This window comes from Streptomyces sp. NPDC059499 (genome assembly GCF_042749285.1).
Lineage (GTDB): Bacteria > Actinomycetota > Actinomycetes > Streptomycetales > Streptomycetaceae > Streptomyces.
The window spans coordinates 231121-250219 of record NZ_JBHYTT010000005.1 but is presented as its reverse complement, the minus strand read 5'-3'; the positions used below and the strand labels follow the sequence as shown (position 1 = coordinate 250219).

Sequence of the window (19099 nt, the reverse complement as noted above, 5' to 3'; positions counted from 1 at the left end):
GGAAGCCCTCTGAGGCGGCGCCGGCGTGGGTGTCTGGCGGGATCTGCCTCAGGTGCTTCGCGATGGAGCTCGACTTCGTCGAGGTGGACTTCCGCACCCCGTGCGCCAAGGCTCCGGCCTTCGCAATCTGTTCGTCCGGCATTCGGATTCTGTTCGGTGGACGGGTGGTGACCGGCGGATCAGTCGCCGATGAACGTCTCGAGGTCGCGCACGATGGCGGCCTTCGGCTTGGCGCCGCCGAACGTCCGGTTGCGGATCTCGTTCTCAGCGGTCACTTCACAGCCTCCGGGGCGATCTCTTCGATGAGTCCTTCGACGAGCTTCTTGATCTCGTCGCGGATGGGTCGCACGGCTTCGACGCCCTGGCCGGCCGGGTCGTCCAGCTTCCAGTCCAGGTAGCGCTTGCCGGGGAAGACGGGGCAGGTGTCGCCGCAGCCCATCGTGATGCAGACGTCCGACTCCCTCACCGCGTCCACGGTCAGGATCTTGGGGGTCTCTGCGGACATGTCGATGCCGACCTCACGCATCGCTTCGACGGCTGCCGCGTTCACGGAGCCGGCGGGGGCGGATCCGGCCGAGCGGACCTCGACGCGGTCCCCGGCCAGGTGGTTCAGCCATGCGGCGGCCATCTGGGAACGGCCTGCGTTGTGGACGCAGACGAACAGCACTGAGGGCTTGTCGGGCATCGGAGTCTCGCTTGCTTCGTTTCGGGTCGGAACCGACTCGCATCAGCATCCGGTGGTATCAGCAACCACTGATGTGAAAGTATCAGTACATGATGACGTCAGTCGACACTGAACTGATCCGAGTTCTGGGCGACCCCCTGCGGCTCCAGATCGTGACCCTGCTCGCCCGCGAGACGCTGTGCACCACCCACCTCGTGGAGGAGACCGGTGCCAAGCAGACCAACCTCTCGAACCATCTGAGAGTGCTGCGTGAGGCGGGGATCGTGGAGACCGAGCCGTGCGGACGCTTCACCTACTACAAGCTGCGCCCCGACGTCATCACGCAGCTCGCAGACCAGTTCGCCGCGCTGGCCGCCACCGCGCGCACCGCCGCAGAGAACAAGAGGGCCTGTCCGTGACCCGTACCGAATCAGCTGCGACGACCGAGGACCCCTCGGTCGTCGCCAGGTTGTCGACGCTCGACCGCTTCCTCGCCGTCTGGATCCTGATCGCCATGGGCCTCGGCCTCGGTCTCGGCCGGCTGATCCCGGGCCTGAACGACGCCCTGGCAAGGGTCGAGATCGGCGGCATCTCGCTGCCGATCGCCGTCGGTCTGCTGATCATGATGTACCCGGTCCTCGCCAAGGTCCGCTACGACCGCCTCGACGCCGTCACCGGCGACCGCCGGCTGATGATCTCCTCGCTGGTCATCAACTGGGTCCTGGGCCCGGCCGTGATGTTCGCCCTCGCGTGGATCTTCCTCGCGGACCTGCCCGAGTACCGCACGGGATTGATCATCGTCGGCCTGGCGCGCTGCATCGCCATGGTCATCATCTGGAACGACCTGGCCTGCGGGGACCGCGAGGCGGCGGCCGTGCTGGTGGCGCTGAACTCCGTCTTCCAGGTCATCGCGTTCGGTGTGCTCGGCTGGTTCTACCTCGACCTGCTGCCCGGCTGGCTCGGTCTCGGCGACGGGGAGTCCCTGGACATCTCCATGTGGAAGATCGCACTGAACGTCGTCATCTTCCTCGGCGTGCCCCTACTCGCCGGCTTTCTGACCCGCCGCATCGGCGAGAAGAAGCTCGGCCGTGAGTCCTACGAGAGCACCTTCCTGCCGAAGATCGGTCCCTGGGCGCTGTACGGCCTGCTGTTCACGATCGTCGTCCTGTTCGCACTGCAGGGGAAGACCATCACCTCGCAGCCGCTGGACGTCGTCCGCATCGCGTTGCCGCTGTTGGTCTACTTCGCGGTGATGTGGTTCGGCACCTTCCTGCTCGGCAAGACGATCGGCCTGAACTACGAGCGCACCACGACCCTCGCCTTCACCGCAGCCGGCAACAACTTCGAGTTGGCGATCGCCGTCGCCATCGCCACCTTCGGCGTGACCTCCGGGCAGGCCCTGTCCGGCGTCGTCGGCCCGCTGATCGAGGTCCCGGTGCTGATCGCCCTCGTGTACGTGTCGCTTGCCTGGCGGCGGAGGTTCGCCACGTCGTGACCCCTGACGTGGATGTGGTGGTGATCGGCGGCGGTCGGTCAGGGCTCGCCGCCGGTCACCACTTGCGCCGCCTCGGCGTGGACTTCGCCATTCTTGACGCCCGGGCCACATCTGGCGGCGCCTGGCGGCACACCTGGGACGCGCTGCGCCCGTACGGGAGACCCGCGACGCCGGACGGCTGAAAGCCTCCCCCATGTTCACCCGAGTCACCGCGACCGGTGTCGAATGGGCCGACGGCACCCGGGCGGACACGGACGCGATCATCTGGTGCACCGGTTTCCGGCCCGCCCTCTCCCACCTCGCGCCCCTCGGACTGCGCGGGCTCCGTGGCCACATCCCCACCACCGGCACCCGGGCCACGGACGAACCCCGCCTCCACCCGCTCGGGTGGGCGACCACCTCGTCGCGGTGCGGGTGTCGCCCCCGGTCTCCCCGGCGGGCAGGCCGGGCAACGAGCCCGAGGCTTCCAGTACCTCTTTAATTCGATACATGTCTATGTTGACGTTCATCGAAACAGGTGCCATCCTGGTGGCACAAGAGATCGACAGACATCGAAACAACGGGAGCCATCGTGACTGCGCCGATCCATGGGGTGCCCACCAACGACCTGCCCACCGTGGTGATCGGTGCCGGCCCGATCGGCCTGGCCGCCGCAGCCCACCTCGCCGAGCGGGGCATCGAAGCATTGGTCCTGGAGGCCGGAGACGGTGCGGGCAGCGCGGTCCGGGCATGGAGCCACGTACGCCTCTTCTCGACCTGGGCCGAGCTCGTCGACCCGGCAGCCGAGAAGCTTCTCGCCCCCACCGGCTGGGTGAGGCCGGACGGCGCCACCTACCCCACCGGCGGCGACTGGGCGGAGCAGTACCTGCAGCCGCTGGCCGAGACCCTGGGCGACACGGTCCGCTTCGGCGCCCGCGTCACCGGTGTGTCCCGCCTCGGCCGCGACCGGGTCGTGGATGCCGACCGTGAGCAGCAGCCCTTCACCGTGCACATCCTCAACACCGACGGGACCGAGGAACGGATCACCGCCCGAGCCGTCATCGACGCCTCCGGCACCTGGTCCACACCCAGCCCCATCGGCGGCGACGGCCTGCCTGCCCTCGGCGAGCGCACGGCTTCCGACCGCGTCTCCTACCGCGTCCCCGATCTCAGGGATCCGTCCGTACGCGCCCGCTACGCAGGCAGGCGCACCGCCGTCATCGGTTCCGGCGCCTCCGCGTTCACCGCCCTCGCCTACCTGGCAGACCTGGCCAGGGACGTCCCGGACACGCACGCCGTGTGGGTCCTGCGGCGCGGCATAAGCGGCTCCACCTTCGGCGGCGGCGAAGCCGACCAGCTCCCCGCCCGCGGTGCGCTGGGCCTCGCTGCCAAGGCCGCCGTGGACGACGGTTACGCCGACGCAGTCACCGGTTTCCGCACCACAGCGGTCGAGCGGAGCGGCGAGCACCTGGTGCTCGTGGCCGAAGACGGCCGCCGTCTCGACCCGGTCGACGAGGTCATCGTCCTCACCGGCTTCCGCCCCGACCTGTCCTTCGTCCAAGAGCTCCGTCTCGGTCTCGACGACCGTCTCCAGGCTCCGGTCGAACTGGCCCCGCTGATCGACCCCAACGTCCACTCCTGCGGCACCGTCTACCCGCACGGCGTCAACGAGCTCTCCCATCCGGAGAAGGACGTCTATCTCGTCGGCATGAAGAGCTACGGCCGGGCGCCGACGTTCCTCGCCATGACCGGTTACGAGCAGGTCCGCTCCATCGCGGCCGCGCTCGCCGGGGACCAGGAGGCGGCGGAACGCGTCGAGCTCACGCTCCCCGAGACCGGAGTCTGCGGCGGCGCAGGCCTGTTCGACGATCCCGGTGCGGCCGAGCCCGAGGAGGGCGGCGGCTGCTGCGCCACCCCGACCACCCTGCAGATCGGCGTAGGAGCCCCGGTGAGTTCCGGCGGCTGCTGAGCCCTCACCCACCCACACAGCAGGAGGCACCCCATGTCACGCGTACAACTCGCCCTCCGCGTCCCCGACCTTGCCGCGTCCATCGCCTTCTACACCAAGCTCTTCGGCACCGAGCCGGCCAAACTCCGCGACGGCTACGCCAACTTCGCCATCGCTGAGCCCCCGCTCAAGCTCGTCCTGATCGAAGGGAAGGCGGGAGAGGACACCCGCATGGACCACCTCGGTGTCGAGGTCGACACAACCGAAGCCGTGCTCGCTGCCACGGCCCGCCTGTCCGATGCAGGTCTGGCCACGGCAGAGGAACACGACACGACCTGTTGCTACGCCCTCCAGGACAAGGTCTGGGTCCACGGCCCCGGCCAGGAACCCTGGGAGGTGTACGTCGTCAAGGCCGACGCCGACTCCCTGGCCAAGCAGCAAGGCAGCACCTGCTGCGGCACGGATAGTGCCGACGCCCGCGTGAGCGAAGGCGCCACCGCTTCGGGCTGCTGCTGACCCGAAGATGCCCGACCTCCACACCCGCGAGGCCGCGACCGGAACCGGGGACCGGTCGCGGCCTCGCGCCGCTCTCCCCGCCCTGTGCGCCACCCAGATCACCGGCTGGGGCGTCGTCTACTACGCCTTCCCCGTCCTGCTCCCGCACCTGACCGCGGACACCGACTGGTCCACGAGCGCCGCTACCGCCGCGTTCTCCGCAGCGCTGCTGATCTCCGCCGTCGCCGGGATACCCGTCGGCCGCATCCTCGACCGCCGAGGCCCCCGCGCCGTGATGACGGCCGGCTCGCTGCTCGCAGTCGCCGCAGTACTGGTCATCGCCGTGGCCCCCAACCTCTACGTGTTCACGGCCGGCTGGCTCATGGCCGGCATCGCCATGGCCGCCACCTTCTACCAGCCCGCCTTCGCGGCGCTGACCCGCTGGTGGGGCCCGGACCGCATCCGAGCCCTGACGATCGTCACCCTCGCCGGCGGTCTGGCGAGCACGGTGTTCGCCCCTCTCACAGCCGCACTGGCCGATCACCTCAGCTGGCGCACCACCTACGTCGTGCTCGCTGTGATCCTCGCCGCCGTAACCATCCCTGCCCACGCCCTGGCCCTGCGCGCACCCTGGCCCCCCGCCCCGCGAGCCGAGCTCACGACCACCCGCACGCCGATCGCCCGCAGCCGCTCCTTCCTCCTCCTCATGCTTGCCTTCACCCTCTCCGGCTTCGCCCTGTACGCAGTGGTCTTCGGGCTGGTCCCGCTGCTGACCGAACGCGGCGCGGACCCGACAACGGCGGCATGGGCACTGGGTCTCGGCGGAGCGGGCCAGACCCTGGGGCGCACGCTCTACGCCACGCTCGCCCGCCGAACCGGTGTCACCACCCGCACCGCGATCCTGATCGCTGCGGGCGGCGCGACCACGGCGGCACTCGCCGTCGTCACCGGTCCGATCCCGCTGCTGATCCTGCTCGCCGTGTTGGCCGGAGTCGTACGCGGCAATCTCACCCTGCTCCAGGCCACCGCCGTCGCCGACCGCTGGGGCACCGCCGACTACGGTCGTCTGTCCGGCCTGCTGTCCGCTCCCGCCACAGTGGCCGGGGCCCTCGCTCCCTGGGCCGGGGCCGCACTGGCCGGCTCGCTGGGCGGCCACAGCAAGCTCTTCCTCGCCCTTGCCGTCGGCTCCGCCCTTGCGGCCGTTCTGGCCGCGGCATCGGGGCTCCGCCCCTCGCACCGCTGACGGAGCGCGAGGGGACTCGAACCCGGCGCCCACGCGCCGCACTTCCGGATGCAGGCTGCGGGGCTCCGGCCTGCTGTTCCCGATGGGGTCGAACCCCTCCGCCGCGGCACCCGACCTCGCACCAAGTGGCAATATCTGTCTATCCATTGACGCTTAGTCAAGCTATGGGTGCTCCGAGTCGCACAGAGAGGCGGAGGAGGCCTTGAGCGAGGAAATCGAGGGTGCGGCCGAGGAGTTCGAACGCTCCAAGAACTGGCTGCGGAACGAGTTGAGGGCCCTCGCGGCCGTCGTCGCGCCCGGGGTGGATCCGGTGGTCGAGGAGCGGATCCAGGAGCGGCGCACCACCCGCGGGGCGATGGGAAGGCAGTTCTCGGTGGCTTTGACCGTTGCGGGGGCTTCCCGTGCTGCCGCCGCCTCCGACGCCATGGCCGCAGCAGGCTGGTGCCCCTTCGACGCCGGTGCGCGCCCCGGGGGACTCTCGCTGAAGGCGCGGCGCGACGGCTTCGAGGCGGGTCTCTTCAGCCGGCCGGTCGGCGGGCCGGTCCTGTGGGGCGAGGCGCCCACGGTGTGGTTCCACGACCGCTGGATACGTCCGCCGCGCGCGGCCACGCCTCAGGCGACGGCGCCCGGATACCGGCTGTGCCGCATGTGCGACGGCTGGGGGACATGCGGCGAATGCGGGGGCCTGGGCTTCGTGGACGGCAGGCGGTGTGCCGAGTGTGGTCTCGGAATGGACTGCTCGCACTGCGGGGGCAGCGGGCAGGAGCGCCTGGGCAGCTGAAGACCGCTTCGGTGTGCGCTCCCGTGTCTGCGGATCGGGCGGAAGGAAAGCAGGGTCCGTCTATTTCCGGTAATGCGTGAGACGTAAAGCCTTTGGATCCCGTCCTCTGTTGAATGATTTGACCGGATCGAAAGAAATAACCATAAAAGAGCCCTTGGGTCCCTCTCTCCGGTTGTCCGCCGCGCCCGGAGCGAGGCCGATTCCGTGGGGCTGCTGAATGGGTGTGCGCACGGGCCGAGGCTGGTCAGCGAGGTCTGGGTGTAACGGTGTTGGGCCGTCCGTGGCGGGTGCCCCGGGGTGAGGCCGGGGGACGGGCCGGTACGCGTAAACGATCACTGACGCTGTGTTATATTCGCGCGAAAAGCGATGGCAGGGGAGCATGAAGTCAATCAATTCCGCCCCGCTGGTCTCGGTCCTGGCAGATGTCAGCGGGCTGAGTGACGCGGAGCTGGCCGAGCTGCCGGACACCGTATTCGCCGACATGGTGTCGCGGCTCAGGGAAGAAGTGCTCACCCCCTCCAGCGAGCCGGTGTCCGCGTTCACATCGGCGCTCGACCCTGCGGCCGGGAAACGGGAGCGGACCCGCGAGCGGTCATGACGTTCCGCCAGTTCCTCCTCAAGTTGCATACGCGATGCAACTTGGCATGCACATATTGTTACGTGTACGAGGCCGCTGATCAGAGCTGGCGGACGAAGGCGCGGCGGATGGAACACTCCACCGTGCGGCAGGTGGCCACCCGGATCGCCGACTACCGGAGGTCGCCGGGGGACGGGACCGGGGCGGAACGGTCCGGTGGGCCGATCTCGGTGATCCTGCACGGCGGTGAGCCCCTGCTCGTCGGGCACCGGCATCTCGACGGGACGCTGAAGATCCTGCGCGACGCGCTGGAGGGCACCGGCGAGGTCGCCTGGGGGATGCAGACCAACGGGGTGCTGCTGGGCCAGGACCCGGAGCTGCTGAGGGTGCTGCGCCGGTACGGCGTGCGCGTCGGGGTCAGCCTCGACGGGACGGCCGCGGGCCATGACCGGTACAGGAAGTTCGCCGACGGACGAGGCAGTTACGGGGCCGTCGCCCGGGCGCTGCGCATCCTCGGGGACGGGGCGGACCGGGAGCTCTTCAGCGGGGTCCTGTGCACCATCGACCTCGACGCCGACCCCGTGGAGACCTACGAGGCGCTGCTCGAGTTCTCGCCGCCGCGGATGGATCTCCTGCTCCCGCACGGCACATGGGACGTTCCCCCGCCGGGCCTTGCGGCACGGCGCGTTCCTCCGGGCAGGCCGCCCGGTCCGAGAGGCCGTCCGCGGGACGGGGCGCAGGGCGGTCCGGAGGCGACCCCGTACGCCGACTGGCTGTGTGCCGTCTTCGACCGCTGGTACGGGGCGCCCCGGCGTGAGACCGGAATCCGGCTCTTCGAGGAGCTGATCATGCTGCTGCTGGGCGGCCGGGCGAGCAGCGAGATGGTGGGCAACGGTCCGCTGGACCTCGTCGTCGTGGAGACGGACGGCTCGCTGGAACTGGCCGACAGTCTGAAGGTGTCGTACGACGGTGCGGCGGCCACCCCGCTGGACGTGTTCCGTGATCCGTTCGCCGTGGCCGAGGCGCATCCGGCCTTCCGTGGTCCGCAGCTGTCGCCCGTCTGTGCCTCCTGCCCGCTGGTGGCGGTCTGCGGCGGAGGGCTGTACGCCCACCGGTACACCAGTCATGGGCCCGGTGATCCGTTCGCTCATCCGACGGTCTACTGCGCGGACATGGCCGCCCTGATCGGGCACATCCGGCGCAGGCTGGAGCACGATCTGGCCGGGCTGAGGGAGCGCCGCCCGGCCGGTTCGGCGGCCCGGTGAAGGGGCCGGAGGCCGCGCCTGCCCGGCATCTGATTCCGCGCGACACCTTCCTGGCGCTGGCCCGGGGGCGGGGCGGGGCCTCTGCCGTGGCCGTGCTGCGGGCCGGACAGCTGAGCAAGCGCAGGCTGCTGCTGAGTGCGGTGCGCCGGATCGCGCAGGAGCGTGCGCCGCGCGTGGTGCGGCAGATGCGGCTGGCGGAGACGTACGACCGGATCGAGGAGTTGCGCCAGGAGTCCACGGAGCGATGGGAGTCGGTGCTCCTGCATCCCTATCTGGACCTGTGGGCGGCCGGTGCGCTGCGCGCGCTGTACGGGGATACCGGCGGCGGCGAGGTGGATCCTGCGCCGGCCGGGCTGGCCCGGCTGCTGGATCCGGGCGGCCCGGTCCTCCAGGTGGAGTCGCGGGGGCGCTGTCTCACGGTGCGGATCGACGACCGCGGGCCGTACCGGGAGGCGCACGGTGACCCGGTGCCGGGGCCCCTCGACGGCGCAGCGGTGCGCCGCTGGGAGGAACTGCTGACCGATGCGTGGCAGTTGCTGGTCGAGCGGCATCCCTGGCACGCGGAGGCCGTCGGCGCCGGGGTGTCCACCCTGGTGCCGCTCCTGCCGAAGCCCGACGGCACGGCGGTGTCGTCGGTGGTGCGACGCGGATACGGTGCGGTGGGCGTGTCCCTGCCCGCCGATGCCGAGAGGCTCGCGCTCGCGCTGGTCCATGAGTTCCTGCACATCCAGTTGGGCGCGCTGCTCGATCTCGTACCGCTGCACGGGCCGGACTCGGGGGCGCGCTACCACGCGCCCTGGCGCACGGATCCGCGCCCTGCGGGCGCCCTGCTTCAGGGGACGTACGCGCATCTGGGGGTGTCGGACTTCTGGCGCGTGGAACGGGGCAGGGGGTACTGGCCCGGGCCGCTGACCCGGAGTTACGCCGACGGCCAGTACAGCCACTGGCGGGAGCGGACCGCCGGCGCCGCGCGGACCCTGCTGGACAGCGGTGAACTCAACGACGAAGGAAAGCAGTTCGTCGAGGAGTTGAGCCGTACCATCGGCGACTGGGACAGGAATACGGGCTGAACGGCGTCCTGACCGGCTCCGTAACGGCACTGCGTACCGTCGAGTTCTGGCCATAACGTGACCGTGGGCACAGTCTGAGTGGCCGCGGGCAATAACTGACCGTTTCCGAGGGTATTCAATGGGTGCCGGGGCACTGTGGGCCTGCGTTCAGCAGATCGAGTCGTGGGGGCGCGGTGGGGCCGTACTTCTTTCTGAGCTATGCCAGGACCGATGACCAGGACGCTTATGTGCGCCGGTTCTACGACGACTTATGTGCGCAGATCATGGAACTGGCCGGTAGCGCGGTCCGGTTGCCTGTCGGATTCCGGGACAACAGCTCGATCCGTATCGGGGAGCACTGGAGCGAGCGCCTGGAAAGCGTGCTCGGCATATGCCGTTCGATGGTGGCGCTCTACTCGCCCGACTATTTCCGCAGCGAGTGGTGTTCGCGCGAGGCCGGGGTGATGATGCGGCGCGCGAACCAGTACTTCGCGCGGACCCAGAAGGGCTCGTCGGCGCTGATCCCCGTGCTGTGGCGCCCCGTCGACATCCCGTCCGAGGTCGCGCACATCCAGTACGTCACCGACGGGTTCGGATCCTGGTACGCCGATGCCGGGCTGCAGCGGCTGCTCCAGAAGGACCCTGCCGGTGAGGACTACCGCAACGCCGTACGGCTGGTCGCGCAGCGTGTGCTGTACGTCGCCGAGCGCGAGAAGCTGCCCGTGGCCACCGGCATCCGCCTCGCTCAGGAGCCCTTGTCGTTCCCGCCGCGCACCGCACCCACCAGGCCGGGCAGCACCGTCCAGTTCTTCGTGGCCGCGGGCACCGCGGACACGCTGCCCGAGGAGCGCAGGAGCGCCCCGTACTACGGCCGTACGGGGCTCGACTGGAATCCGTACCACCCGCAGGAGGAGTACCCGATCTACCAGGTGGCCCAGCGCCTGGTGACGGCACAGGGGTACGGCACCGCCTACCGGGAGGTGCGCACAGGCCTCTCCCGTCAGCTCAACCAGGCATGGCGCGACGACCAGGTGTCGATCCTGCTGGTGGACGCGTGGAGCGCGCCGGTGTCGCCGTACCGCGAGCAGCTGGAGCAGTTCGACCGGGCGGAACACCCGGCGACCGGCGTCCTCGTTCCCTGCCATCCCCGGGAGGAGGGTGAGCGGGGGGAACTCTGGCGCGGGGTCACCGAGGTCTTCGAGCGGAAGTCGTCGCGCGGCACGCAGGACAGACAGTTCCAGGTCCGGGTCAGTGCCACTGACTTCAAGCAGGCCCTGGGGCGGATGGTGTCCTCCGCGCAGAACAACCTGATACGCAAGCGCCATGCCCCCGTGGCACCCGGTGCGGGCGGGCAGGGGACGGTGTCAGCGCGCCCGATCCTGCGGGGGCCGAGCAGCGGAACCGGCAGCGTGCCGGGCAGCGCTCCGCCACGGATTCCCGGGCCGGCCGGTGGAACACCCCAGGTCGGCCCTCCCGCTGACCGGCCGGTGAACCGGCCTCGCAGGCCCGGCGGGCACGGGCCGCACGACTCTCGTGGTGACGGAGGCGCAGGGCGATGACCAGGGACGGTTGGGGCGGTACGGCGAGCGGGGACGTTGCGGGCGGCTGGGACGACGGGGACACCTTCGGGGGTGCGGAAGGCCTGCGGGTGGTGGGCACTTCCGCGGGCTCCGGGGAGTTCGGGGCAGCTGCGGGAGCGGCCGTCGCGGGGCCCGGAGCGGGCGGCGCCCAGGTGCCGGGCGCACGGTCCGGGGCGGCAGGTGGCGGGGTGCCGGGCGCACGGTCGGAGGACGGCACCGGCGGGTACGGGACCGGTGGGCAAGGCGCCGGCGAAGCAGGTGCCGGCGAGCCGGGCACCGTCGTGACGTTCTACTCGTTCAAGGGCGGCGTGGGCCGCACCATGGCTCTCGTCAACACCGCCTGGATCCTGGCCAGCAACGGCCTGCGCGTCCTGATCATCGACTGGGACCTGGAGGCGCCGGGACTCCACCGCTACTTCCATCCGCTGCTGGTCGACCCCGAACTCGGCTCCACCAAGGGCGTCATCGACCTCATCCGCGACTACTCCATGCGAGCCTCCGGGCCCGGTCCCGAGCTCCTGCCCGGAGGGCGTGTCGACTGGGACCGCTGGTTCCGTGACCACTCCGACGTCGATGACTGCATCGTCGGGGTGCGCATGGACTTCGCCGACGACGGCCGGCTCGACTTCCTGCCCGCGGGTCTTCAGAACGACGGATACTCCGCGGCCGTCTCCACTTTCGACTGGGACCACTTCTACACGCAGCTGCGGGGCGCCGAATTCCTCACGGCGCTGCGCGACGAGCTGAGCGAACGCTACGACTACGTCCTGATCGACAGCCGCACGGGACTGTCCGACACGGCCGGCATCTGCACGATCCTGCTGCCCGACGTCGTCGTCGACTCCTTCACGCTGAGCGCCCAGTCGATCCAGGGTGCCGCAGCAGTCGCCGAATCGGTGCGGGCCCAGGCCACGATGCGCCCCATCCGGATCCTGCCCGCCCCGATGCGCGTCGAGTACGCCGAGCAGAACAAGCTGGAGGCCGGCCGGGACCTGGCCCGCAGCAGGTTCCAGTCGTTCCTCGGCTCCATGACCCGTGAGGAACGCGACCTGTACTGGGGCGACGTCGAGATCCCCTACCGCCCCTTCTTCGCGTACGAGGAGATCCCCGCCCCCGTCGGCGACCGGCCCCATCAGGGAAACAGCCTGCTGGCCGCGTCCGAGCGGCTCACCGGCCGGATCACCGGCGGGCGGGTCACGAAGCAGCGCCCGATGCCGGAGACGATGCGGCGGGCACTGCTCGCCTCGTACGAGCGGACCAAGGCGCCAATCCCCTCCGACATCTTCCTCAGCTACGCGCCCGCGGACCGCATGTGGGCGGAGTGGATCGGCGCCCGGCTCACCGCGACCGGCTACCAGGTGGCACTGAGCGGCTCGGCCGAGCACGCGGGCGCCGACACGATGACCGACGTACGTCTCGCCCTGGCCGGATCCGGCCGGATCGTGGTGCTCCTCTCGCCCGACTTCGTCCGGCTGCCGCACGCGCACGAACTGTGGAAGTCCGTGTCCTCCCGGGACCCGGAGGCCTCGCAGCGGATGCTGATCCCCATCCGCGTCCACGACGCCCCGCTGCCCGCCCCCTTCGCGGGCCTGGTGGCCGTGGACCTCGTCGAGCGGGGCCAGGAAGAGGCGGAGCAGGCGCTGCTGGCGGCCGTCGGCCGGCCGGACAACGTCGCGGGCACCCTCCGGACCCCCGGCAGGACGGCCACCGACGAGGAGAGCGGACCCCGTTATCCCGGAGTCGTTCCCCGCGTCTGGCACGTGCCGTCGCGCAATCCCTCCTTCACCGGTCGTGCCGGGACGCTGGAGCAGATGCGCAACGGCTTCGCGGCGAGCGGACTCCAGGGCGGTCCTCCGCAGGCCGTGTTCGGGCTCGGCGGAGTGGGCAAGACGCAGGTCGCCATCGAGTACGCGCACAGGTTCGCCGCCGACTACGACGCCGTCTGGTGGATAGCGGCCGGCCAGCCGGGCCTCGTGCGCCAGGAACTGGCGGCGCTGGCAGTCGAGTTGGGTCTCCCGGTGGGTGACGACGTGGCGACCACGGCGGCCGCCGTACTGGAGGCGCTGCGGCAGGGGCGGCCCTACCGGCGCTGGCTGCTGGTCTACGACAACGCCGAACGGCCCGAGGAACTGGCCCCGTTGATCCCGGCCGGACCTGGCCACGTCCTGGTGACGTCGCGCAACAGGGCCTGGGTGGCGCTCGCCGTCCAGGTGGAGGTCCATGTCTTCACCCGGGACGAGTCCGTGCGACTGCTCCGGCGGCAGAACCCGAACCTGACCGACACCGAGGCCGGTCAGGTCGCCGAGGCGCTCGGTGACCTCCCGCTGGCCGTCGGGCAGGCGGCGGCCTGGCTGGAACAGTCCGCCATGCCCGTGGAGACGTATCTGCGGCTGCTGGAGACCCAGTTGACGCAGATGCTGGAGCAGGAGCCGCCCACGAGCTATCCGCGCTCGGCGGCAGCCACCTGGCTGCTGTCGCTCGCCGCGATGCGCGAGGCGACGCCCGCCGCCGCGCTGCTTCTGGAGATCTGCGCGTTCTTCGGGCCGGACCCCATCCCGATGTGGACGCTGTACGGCAGCCGTACGGCGGAGCTGCTGGAGCAGTACGACGACCGCCTGGACGACCCGATGCGGATGGGCAGGCTGTTCACCGACATCAACCGCTACGGCCTCGCCCGCACCGACCAGGGCGACCGGACCATCAGCGTGCACCGGCTGGTGCAGGAGGTGCTGCGCTCCCAGGTGCCGCGCGAACGCTGGGCCGAGATGCGCGCCCACGTGCACGCGATTCTCGCCGAGGCCAATCCCGGGTACGCCGAGGACCCCGCCTCCTGGGGGCGGCACGCGGCACTGCTGCCGCACATGGCCCCGTCGCGGGCGTTCAGCAGCAGGTCCGCGCGGGTACGCCGCTGGGTGGTCGACGCGGTCCGCTACCTGTGGCGGCGCTCCGATCACAGCGCCGCCCTGGAAACGGCCGAACGGGCCCTGGGGCTGTGGGTTCCCGTCTTCGGGGACGGCGACTCCCTGGTGATCCTCATGCGGTGCCAGCAGGCCAACGCGCTGAGGTCCGCCGGAAAGCTGGCGGAGGCGCACGCGCTGGGCATGGAGGTGTGGGAGCAGGCCCGTGAGTCGTTGGGCGAGGACGACGAGTACACCCTGATCGCCGCCGGGAACCTCGGCGCGGACCTGCGCAGCACCGGCGCCTACACCAAGGCGCGGGACATCGACCGGGAGACCTACCGGGTCAGCCAGCGGGTGCACGGCCTGCGGACCCCGCGCACGCTCAGCGCCGCGAACAACCTCGCGGTCTCCCTCTTCCTGTCCGGCGACCGGCAGGGCGCCCGCGAGCTCGACCGGTACGTGTACGAGACCCGGCGCGAAGTGCTGGGCGCCACCCATCCGTACACGCTCACCTCCGCCAGCAACTACGCACGGGACCTGCGCGAGACGGGGGCGCCGGAGCAGGCGCTGAAGCTGCTCCAGGAGACCGTGGCGGCCTTCCGGGAGCGGACCGGCGACAAGCACCCGGAAACACTGAGCGCGGCCCGCAACCTCGCGGCGGTGCTGCGCCGCACCGGGCAGTACGAGGCGGCGAGGGCGCTCAGTGCCGACATCTACGACACGTACATGAGCGTGCTCGGCCCCGACCATCCGGACACCCTCTCCGCGGCCACCAACCTGGCCTGTGCGCTGGTGGCCACGGGGGACGCGCAGGGGGCGCGGGCACTCGCGCAGGACGCCCTCGACCGGCACCGGACCCAGCTGGGGGAGCGGCATCCGTTCGCTCTGGCCTGCGCGAACAACCTTGCCGTGTACCTGCGGCTGACCGGGGCGCGTGATGCGGCGCTGGCCATGTCGCGCAGAACCTTCCAGCAGTACCGGGAGGTTCTCGGCGCCGCCAATCCGTACACACTGACGAGCATGATGAACCACGCGACCGACCTGGTCACCAACAACAGGACGGCAGAGGCGGTGGCTCTGGAGCGCGCGGCGTACGCCGACTTCGTCCGCATCCTGACAGCCGATCACTACGACGCGATCGGCTGTGCGTCGAACCTGGCGATCGACCTGCGGGCGACCGGAGCGACGGACGAGGCGGCGGCTCTGCATCAGGACGCCCTGGAGCGGGCCGCGGCGACGATGGGGGCCGAACATCCGACCACGCTCACGGTGCAGGCGTGGGGGAGACTCGACTCGGACATCGAGCCGCCCGCTCCCTGACCCCGCCCGCTCCTGAATCCGCCGGCTCGCTCGTGAACCCGCCGGCTCTTGACCCCGTTTTGTGACGTACATCACAGGAACTGCGGGTCGTGGGCGGACAAGTCAGGAGGTGAACTACTCGATGCATGCCCGCATCCGCGCGGGGGACCCGGAGGCGTTCCGCGAGCTGTTCCGCGACCATGCTCAGCTCGTCTACCGGCACGCGGTGAGGACCACGGGGGACTGGGACGGGGCCGAGGACATCGTGTCGCTGACCTTCCTGGAGGCCTGGCGACTGCGCGGGAAGCTGCGGGACGAAGGTGACAGTCCGCGGCCCTGGCTGATGGGGATCGCGGTCAACGTGCTGCGCAACACACGGCGCGCGGCCAAGCGGCACGAGAGGGCGTTGGTCAGACTGCCCCTGCGGGACGTTCTGCCCGACTTCGCCGACGAGCTGGTCGGGCGGATCACGGACTCGGAGGAACTTGCCGCGGCGAAGACCGCGTTGGGGCAGCTGCGCAGAGGCGAGCGCGAGGTCTTCACGCTGTGCGTGTGGTCCGGGCTCGGTTACGCGGAGGCCGCCGAGGCGCTCGGGGTGCCTGTCGGCACGGTGCGTTCCCGGCTGTCGCGGGCGAGAACCCGGCTGCGCAAGCTCACGGACGGGGAGTTGCGCCGCCGGCGGACAAAGAGGGAACCGGTCGGGACGGGCGGACAAGTACGGGGTGACCGCATCGATGCGGTCCGGTCGCACGAGGAGAGGAACCGATGAATCGCACCCCTTGGTGGCGGCACCGGGAGCCGCTCGACCATGTGGAGTCGGCGGCGCTTCTGCCGGCGCCGGGCGATCCGGTGCTTTCGCACGACCGCCTGACCACGCTCGAGGAGCACCTGATGAACGAGATCCGCCAGGCGCAGGACCGGAAGTCCGCCGATGACCAGATCCGGACCGCGGCCCTTTTCCCGCCGCGTCCTCCCGAGCCGCCGCGCCGTACGGGCAGCCGCCGGCTCGCGCTGATCGGGGCGGCCGTGGCGGTCGTCGTCCTGGCCGGGGCGATCGGAGTCGCGCGGTTGACGGGGCAGGAGGCTGTCGAAGCCGCCGGTCCGCCGGAAGGATCTGTTCCCGCTTCGGTGGTACAGGTCGCGCAGGGCACGACGAAAGGGCTGAACAGCACGGTCGACCGTATCTCCGTGGCTGCTGTGAAGGAGAAGCTCCCCGAGCCCGCGCCGGGGCAGTTCATCTACATCAAGAGCCAGGTCTCCTGGCTGTCGATGTCGCAGAACGTGGACACCGGGAAGAACGAGACGTATGTGCAGAAGCTGCATCCCCGCCAGGTCTGGCTGTCGCCGGACGGCCGCAGGGGCTGGCTGATCGAGCCGGGCAACGGCACGACGTCCAGGGACGGGATCACTCTTGACGACGACGGGGAGGCCCTGGAGCCGAGCATCGGTTCGCCCAGCTACGACTACCTCAAGACGCTGACCACCGACCCCGACGAGCTGCTGAAGAAGATCTACGAGGAGACGGAGGGGCAGGGCAACGGCCCCGACCAGCAGGCCTTCACCACGATCGGTGACCTGGTCATGGAGCAGGTGATGCCGGCCGAGCTGACGTCCGCGCTGTACCGGGCCGCCGCGAAGATCCCCGGTGTGGTGGTCGTGGACGACACGACCGATGCGGTCGGTCGGCACGGGATCGCCATAGCCCGGACCGATGAGGCGGGCGGCGCCCGCACCGAGTGGATCTTTGACCCGAAGACCTTCAGCTATCTGGGGGAGCGCACGGTGCAGATGCGTGACATGGAGGGGATCGAGGCCGGCACGGTGACCGGGCACACGGCGATCACGGAGCGGGCGGTTGTCGATGCGATGAAGGAGCTCCCGGGGACCAGGAGCAAGGTCTGACCTGGCCGAAAGGGTGAGGAGGGCAGGGGCGGGGAGCCGCTGTTTCTTGACGGGGGCGGGGTGCGGGCATAGCGTCGCCGGGTTGCTGAGCCAGTGCTTGGAGAGGTCGTCCGTGCCGCACACCGACCCCACCCCCACCCCTTCGACTTCGCCCGTTTCCACCCCTGCTCCCGCCCACGATCAGGCCGCCCGGGCAGCCCGCGATCGGGACGCTCGTGATCAGGCCGCCCGCGCGCAGGCCGAGGCGGTGCTGACCGCGCCGGGTGCTCCCTTTGCCGTGGTCCGTGCCGAGCACGGCCCACTCGTCTACGCCAACGGGCCCCGCACACTGCGCGAGTTCGTGGAGACCACCTGGGCCTTCGGCGACCAGCCGTTCCTGATCGCGGGTGAACGGACCTGTTCGTACGAGGAGTTCTTCGCCGGCGCGTCCTCGCTGGCGTGCCGACTCTCCGAGACGTACGGGCTGCGCCCCGGAGACCGGGCTGTGATCGCGATGCGCAACCACCCCGAGTGGCAGATCGCGTTCTGGGCGGTGCAGCTGGCCGGGCTCGTCGCTGTGCCGCTCAACGCGTGGTGGACGGAAGGTGAGTTCGGCTACGCCCTCGACGACTGCGAGCCGCGGGTGCTGCTGGTCGACGGGGAGCAGCTGCCGAAGGTGGCGGGCTGGGGGGAGAAGGCCGGGGCGCGCTTCGTCGTCTTCCACGACGAGGCAGTCGGGGAAGGCGGGCTGCCCGACAGGGCCGAGCGGTACGCGGACCTGCCCGCGCCCGACCCGCTGGCCGCGCCTCCCGAGGTGGAGGTCCGCCCGGAGGACGACGCCACGATCATCTACACCTCCGGCACCACGGGGCGGCCCAAGGGCGCCGTCGCCACCCACCTCGCCCAGGCGGGTGCCGCTCTCAACCCGCGCTACCAGGCCGCCGCCTCCGCACTGGGCCGCGGGATCATCCCCGGGCAGGGGCCGGCTCCGGTCACCCTGATGACGTTCCCGTTCTTCCACGTCGCGGCGTTCACCAGTCTCTACGCGGCGATGGCGACGGGCGGAACCCTCGTCCTGATGCGCAAGTGGGACACCGACGAGGCCCTGCGGCTGATCCGTGAGCACGGGGTCACGCACTACGCCGGAGTACCGGCCACCGCGCTCCAGCTGCTTGCCGGAGCGGAGCGTGCGGGTGACGGCCTGGAGAGCCTGCTGATGCTGAACACGGGCGGGGCGGCGGCTCCGCCCGACCTGGTCGCGCAGCTCACCGCCCGGCACGGTGAGCGGATCGAGCCGCGCAACGGCTACGGCCTGACCGAGACGAGTGGAGGAGTGCTGGCCAACTTCGGAGCCGCGTACCGCGCCCACCCGGAGAGCGTCGGCACCCCGACTCCGGTCACCGAGGTGCGGATCGCCGGTGCCGCGGGGGAGGCGCTGGGGGACGGTGAGGTCGGCGAGCTCTGGCTGCGCGGCCAGTCCTTGGCCCGCGGCTACTGGCGCAACGAAGCGGCGACGGCCGAGGCGTTCAGCGGCGGCTGGTTCCGTACGGGGGATCTCGCCGTGGTCCGCGACGGGCGGGTCGCCGTCGTCGACCGGATCAAGGACATGGTGATCCGGGGCGGCGAGAACGTGTACTGCGTCGAGGTCGAGGCGGCGTTGCACGACCACCCGGATGTCGAGGACGCGGCGGTGCTCGGTGTCCCGCATCCGGTGCTGGGCGAGGAGGTCGCGGCGGTCGTGCGGCTGCGGCCGGGCGCCGAGGCCGGCGTCGAGGAGCTACGGGCCCAGGTGGCCCGGAGTCTGGCCGCGTTCAAGGTTCCGGCCCATGTCCTGGTGACGCACGAACCGCTGCCCCGGAATCCGACCGGGAAGATCCTCAAGCGGGAGCTCCGGGAGACAGTCAGGGAGCACGCGCACAGGAGCGAGGCCTGAGCGCGGCGGG

At 70.6% G+C, this 19099-nt stretch carries 16 protein-coding genes and 1 pseudogene; 16 read left to right on the top strand and 1 reads right to left on the bottom strand.

What is annotated here, in order from left to right; genetic code table 11:
- Positions 1-271: 271 nt before the first annotated feature.
- A complete protein-coding gene (locus ACFW9O_RS15240; protein ID WP_351172687.1) occupies positions 272-685 on the bottom strand; it encodes an arsenate reductase ArsC in 414 nt (137 codons plus the stop codon).
- A gap of 89 nt (positions 686-774) precedes the next feature.
- Between ACFW9O_RS15240 and ACFW9O_RS15235 the strand changes: the two genes are divergently transcribed.
- From ACFW9O_RS15235 to ACFW9O_RS15160, 16 genes and pseudogenes are all read left to right on the top strand, one after another.
- Entirely contained in the window at positions 775-1083 is a 309-nt protein-coding gene (locus ACFW9O_RS15235) for an ArsR/SmtB family transcription factor (RefSeq protein ID WP_384609334.1), read from the top strand.
- Entirely contained in the window at positions 1080-2159 is a 1080-nt protein-coding gene (gene arsB, locus ACFW9O_RS15230; protein WP_384609332.1) for an ACR3 family arsenite efflux transporter, read from the top strand. Before ACFW9O_RS15235 ends, arsB begins: the two co-directional genes overlap by 4 nt.
- Positions 2156-2341, top strand: coding sequence for an FAD-dependent oxidoreductase (locus tag ACFW9O_RS15225; RefSeq protein WP_384609330.1), 186 nt, complete (start codon positions 2156-2158; stop codon positions 2339-2341). Before arsB ends, ACFW9O_RS15225 begins: the two co-directional genes overlap by 4 nt.
- Positions 2308-2550 (top strand): annotated as a pseudogene (locus ACFW9O_RS15220) (pyridine nucleotide-disulfide oxidoreductase); the annotation flags it as partial. The gene ACFW9O_RS15225 and the pseudogene ACFW9O_RS15220, both read left to right, overlap by 34 nt.
- A 180-nt stretch (positions 2551-2730) precedes the next feature.
- Positions 2731-4107 (top strand): NAD(P)-binding domain-containing protein, encoded by a 1377-nt coding sequence (locus tag ACFW9O_RS15215; RefSeq protein WP_384609327.1) that lies wholly within the window; start codon positions 2731-2733, stop codon positions 4105-4107.
- Between the two features lie 33 nt (positions 4108-4140).
- On the top strand, positions 4141-4602 hold the full coding sequence (locus ACFW9O_RS15210) for an ArsI/CadI family heavy metal resistance metalloenzyme (protein WP_384609325.1): 462 nt from the start codon (positions 4141-4143) through the stop codon (positions 4600-4602).
- Positions 4603-4609: 7 nt separating this feature from the next.
- Positions 4610-5824 carry an MFS transporter gene (locus tag ACFW9O_RS15205; RefSeq protein WP_384609322.1) on the top strand — a complete coding sequence of 405 codons (1215 nt, stop codon included), beginning with the start codon at positions 4610-4612 and terminating at the stop codon, positions 5822-5824.
- Between the two features lie 202 nt (positions 5825-6026).
- Positions 6027-6605, top strand: a complete 579-nt coding sequence (locus ACFW9O_RS15200; RefSeq protein WP_384609320.1) for a hypothetical protein — start codon at positions 6027-6029, stop codon at positions 6603-6605.
- Positions 6606-6984: 379 nt separating this feature from the next.
- A complete protein-coding gene (fxsA, locus tag ACFW9O_RS15195; RefSeq protein ID WP_351172670.1) occupies positions 6985-7203 on the top strand; it encodes an FxSxx-COOH cyclophane-containing RiPP peptide in 219 nt (72 codons plus the stop codon).
- Positions 7200-8447, top strand: a complete 1248-nt coding sequence (locus ACFW9O_RS15190) for an FxsB family cyclophane-forming radical SAM/SPASM peptide maturase (protein ID WP_384609316.1) — start codon at positions 7200-7202, stop codon at positions 8445-8447. The genes fxsA and ACFW9O_RS15190 overlap by 4 nt, the downstream gene beginning before the upstream one ends.
- The gene (locus ACFW9O_RS15185; protein WP_384609313.1) at positions 8444-9517 is read left to right on the top strand and encodes an aKG-HExxH-type peptide beta-hydroxylase; all 1074 of its coding nucleotides are present in this window, start codon (positions 8444-8446) and stop codon (positions 9515-9517) included. Before ACFW9O_RS15190 ends, ACFW9O_RS15185 begins: the two co-directional genes overlap by 4 nt.
- Before the next feature lie 122 nt (positions 9518-9639).
- Positions 9640-11055, top strand: coding sequence for a TIR-like protein FxsC (locus ACFW9O_RS15180; RefSeq protein WP_384609311.1), 1416 nt, complete (start codon positions 9640-9642; stop codon positions 11053-11055).
- Entirely contained in the window at positions 11052-15296 is a 4245-nt protein-coding gene (gene fxsT, locus ACFW9O_RS15175; protein ID WP_384609309.1) for an FxSxx-COOH system tetratricopeptide repeat protein, read from the top strand. The genes ACFW9O_RS15180 and fxsT overlap by 4 nt, the downstream gene beginning before the upstream one ends.
- A gap of 121 nt (positions 15297-15417) precedes the next feature.
- The gene (locus tag ACFW9O_RS15170) at positions 15418-16044 is read left to right on the top strand and encodes an RNA polymerase sigma factor (protein ID WP_384609307.1); all 627 of its coding nucleotides are present in this window, start codon (positions 15418-15420) and stop codon (positions 16042-16044) included.
- A complete protein-coding gene (locus ACFW9O_RS15165; protein WP_384609304.1) occupies positions 16041-17177 on the top strand; it encodes a CU044_5270 family protein in 1137 nt (378 codons plus the stop codon). The genes ACFW9O_RS15170 and ACFW9O_RS15165 overlap by 4 nt, the downstream gene beginning before the upstream one ends.
- Positions 17178-17289: 112 nt before the next feature.
- Entirely contained in the window at positions 17290-19089 is a 1800-nt protein-coding gene (locus ACFW9O_RS15160) for a class I adenylate-forming enzyme family protein (protein ID WP_384609301.1), read from the top strand.
- Positions 19090-19099: the final 10 nt, after the last annotated feature.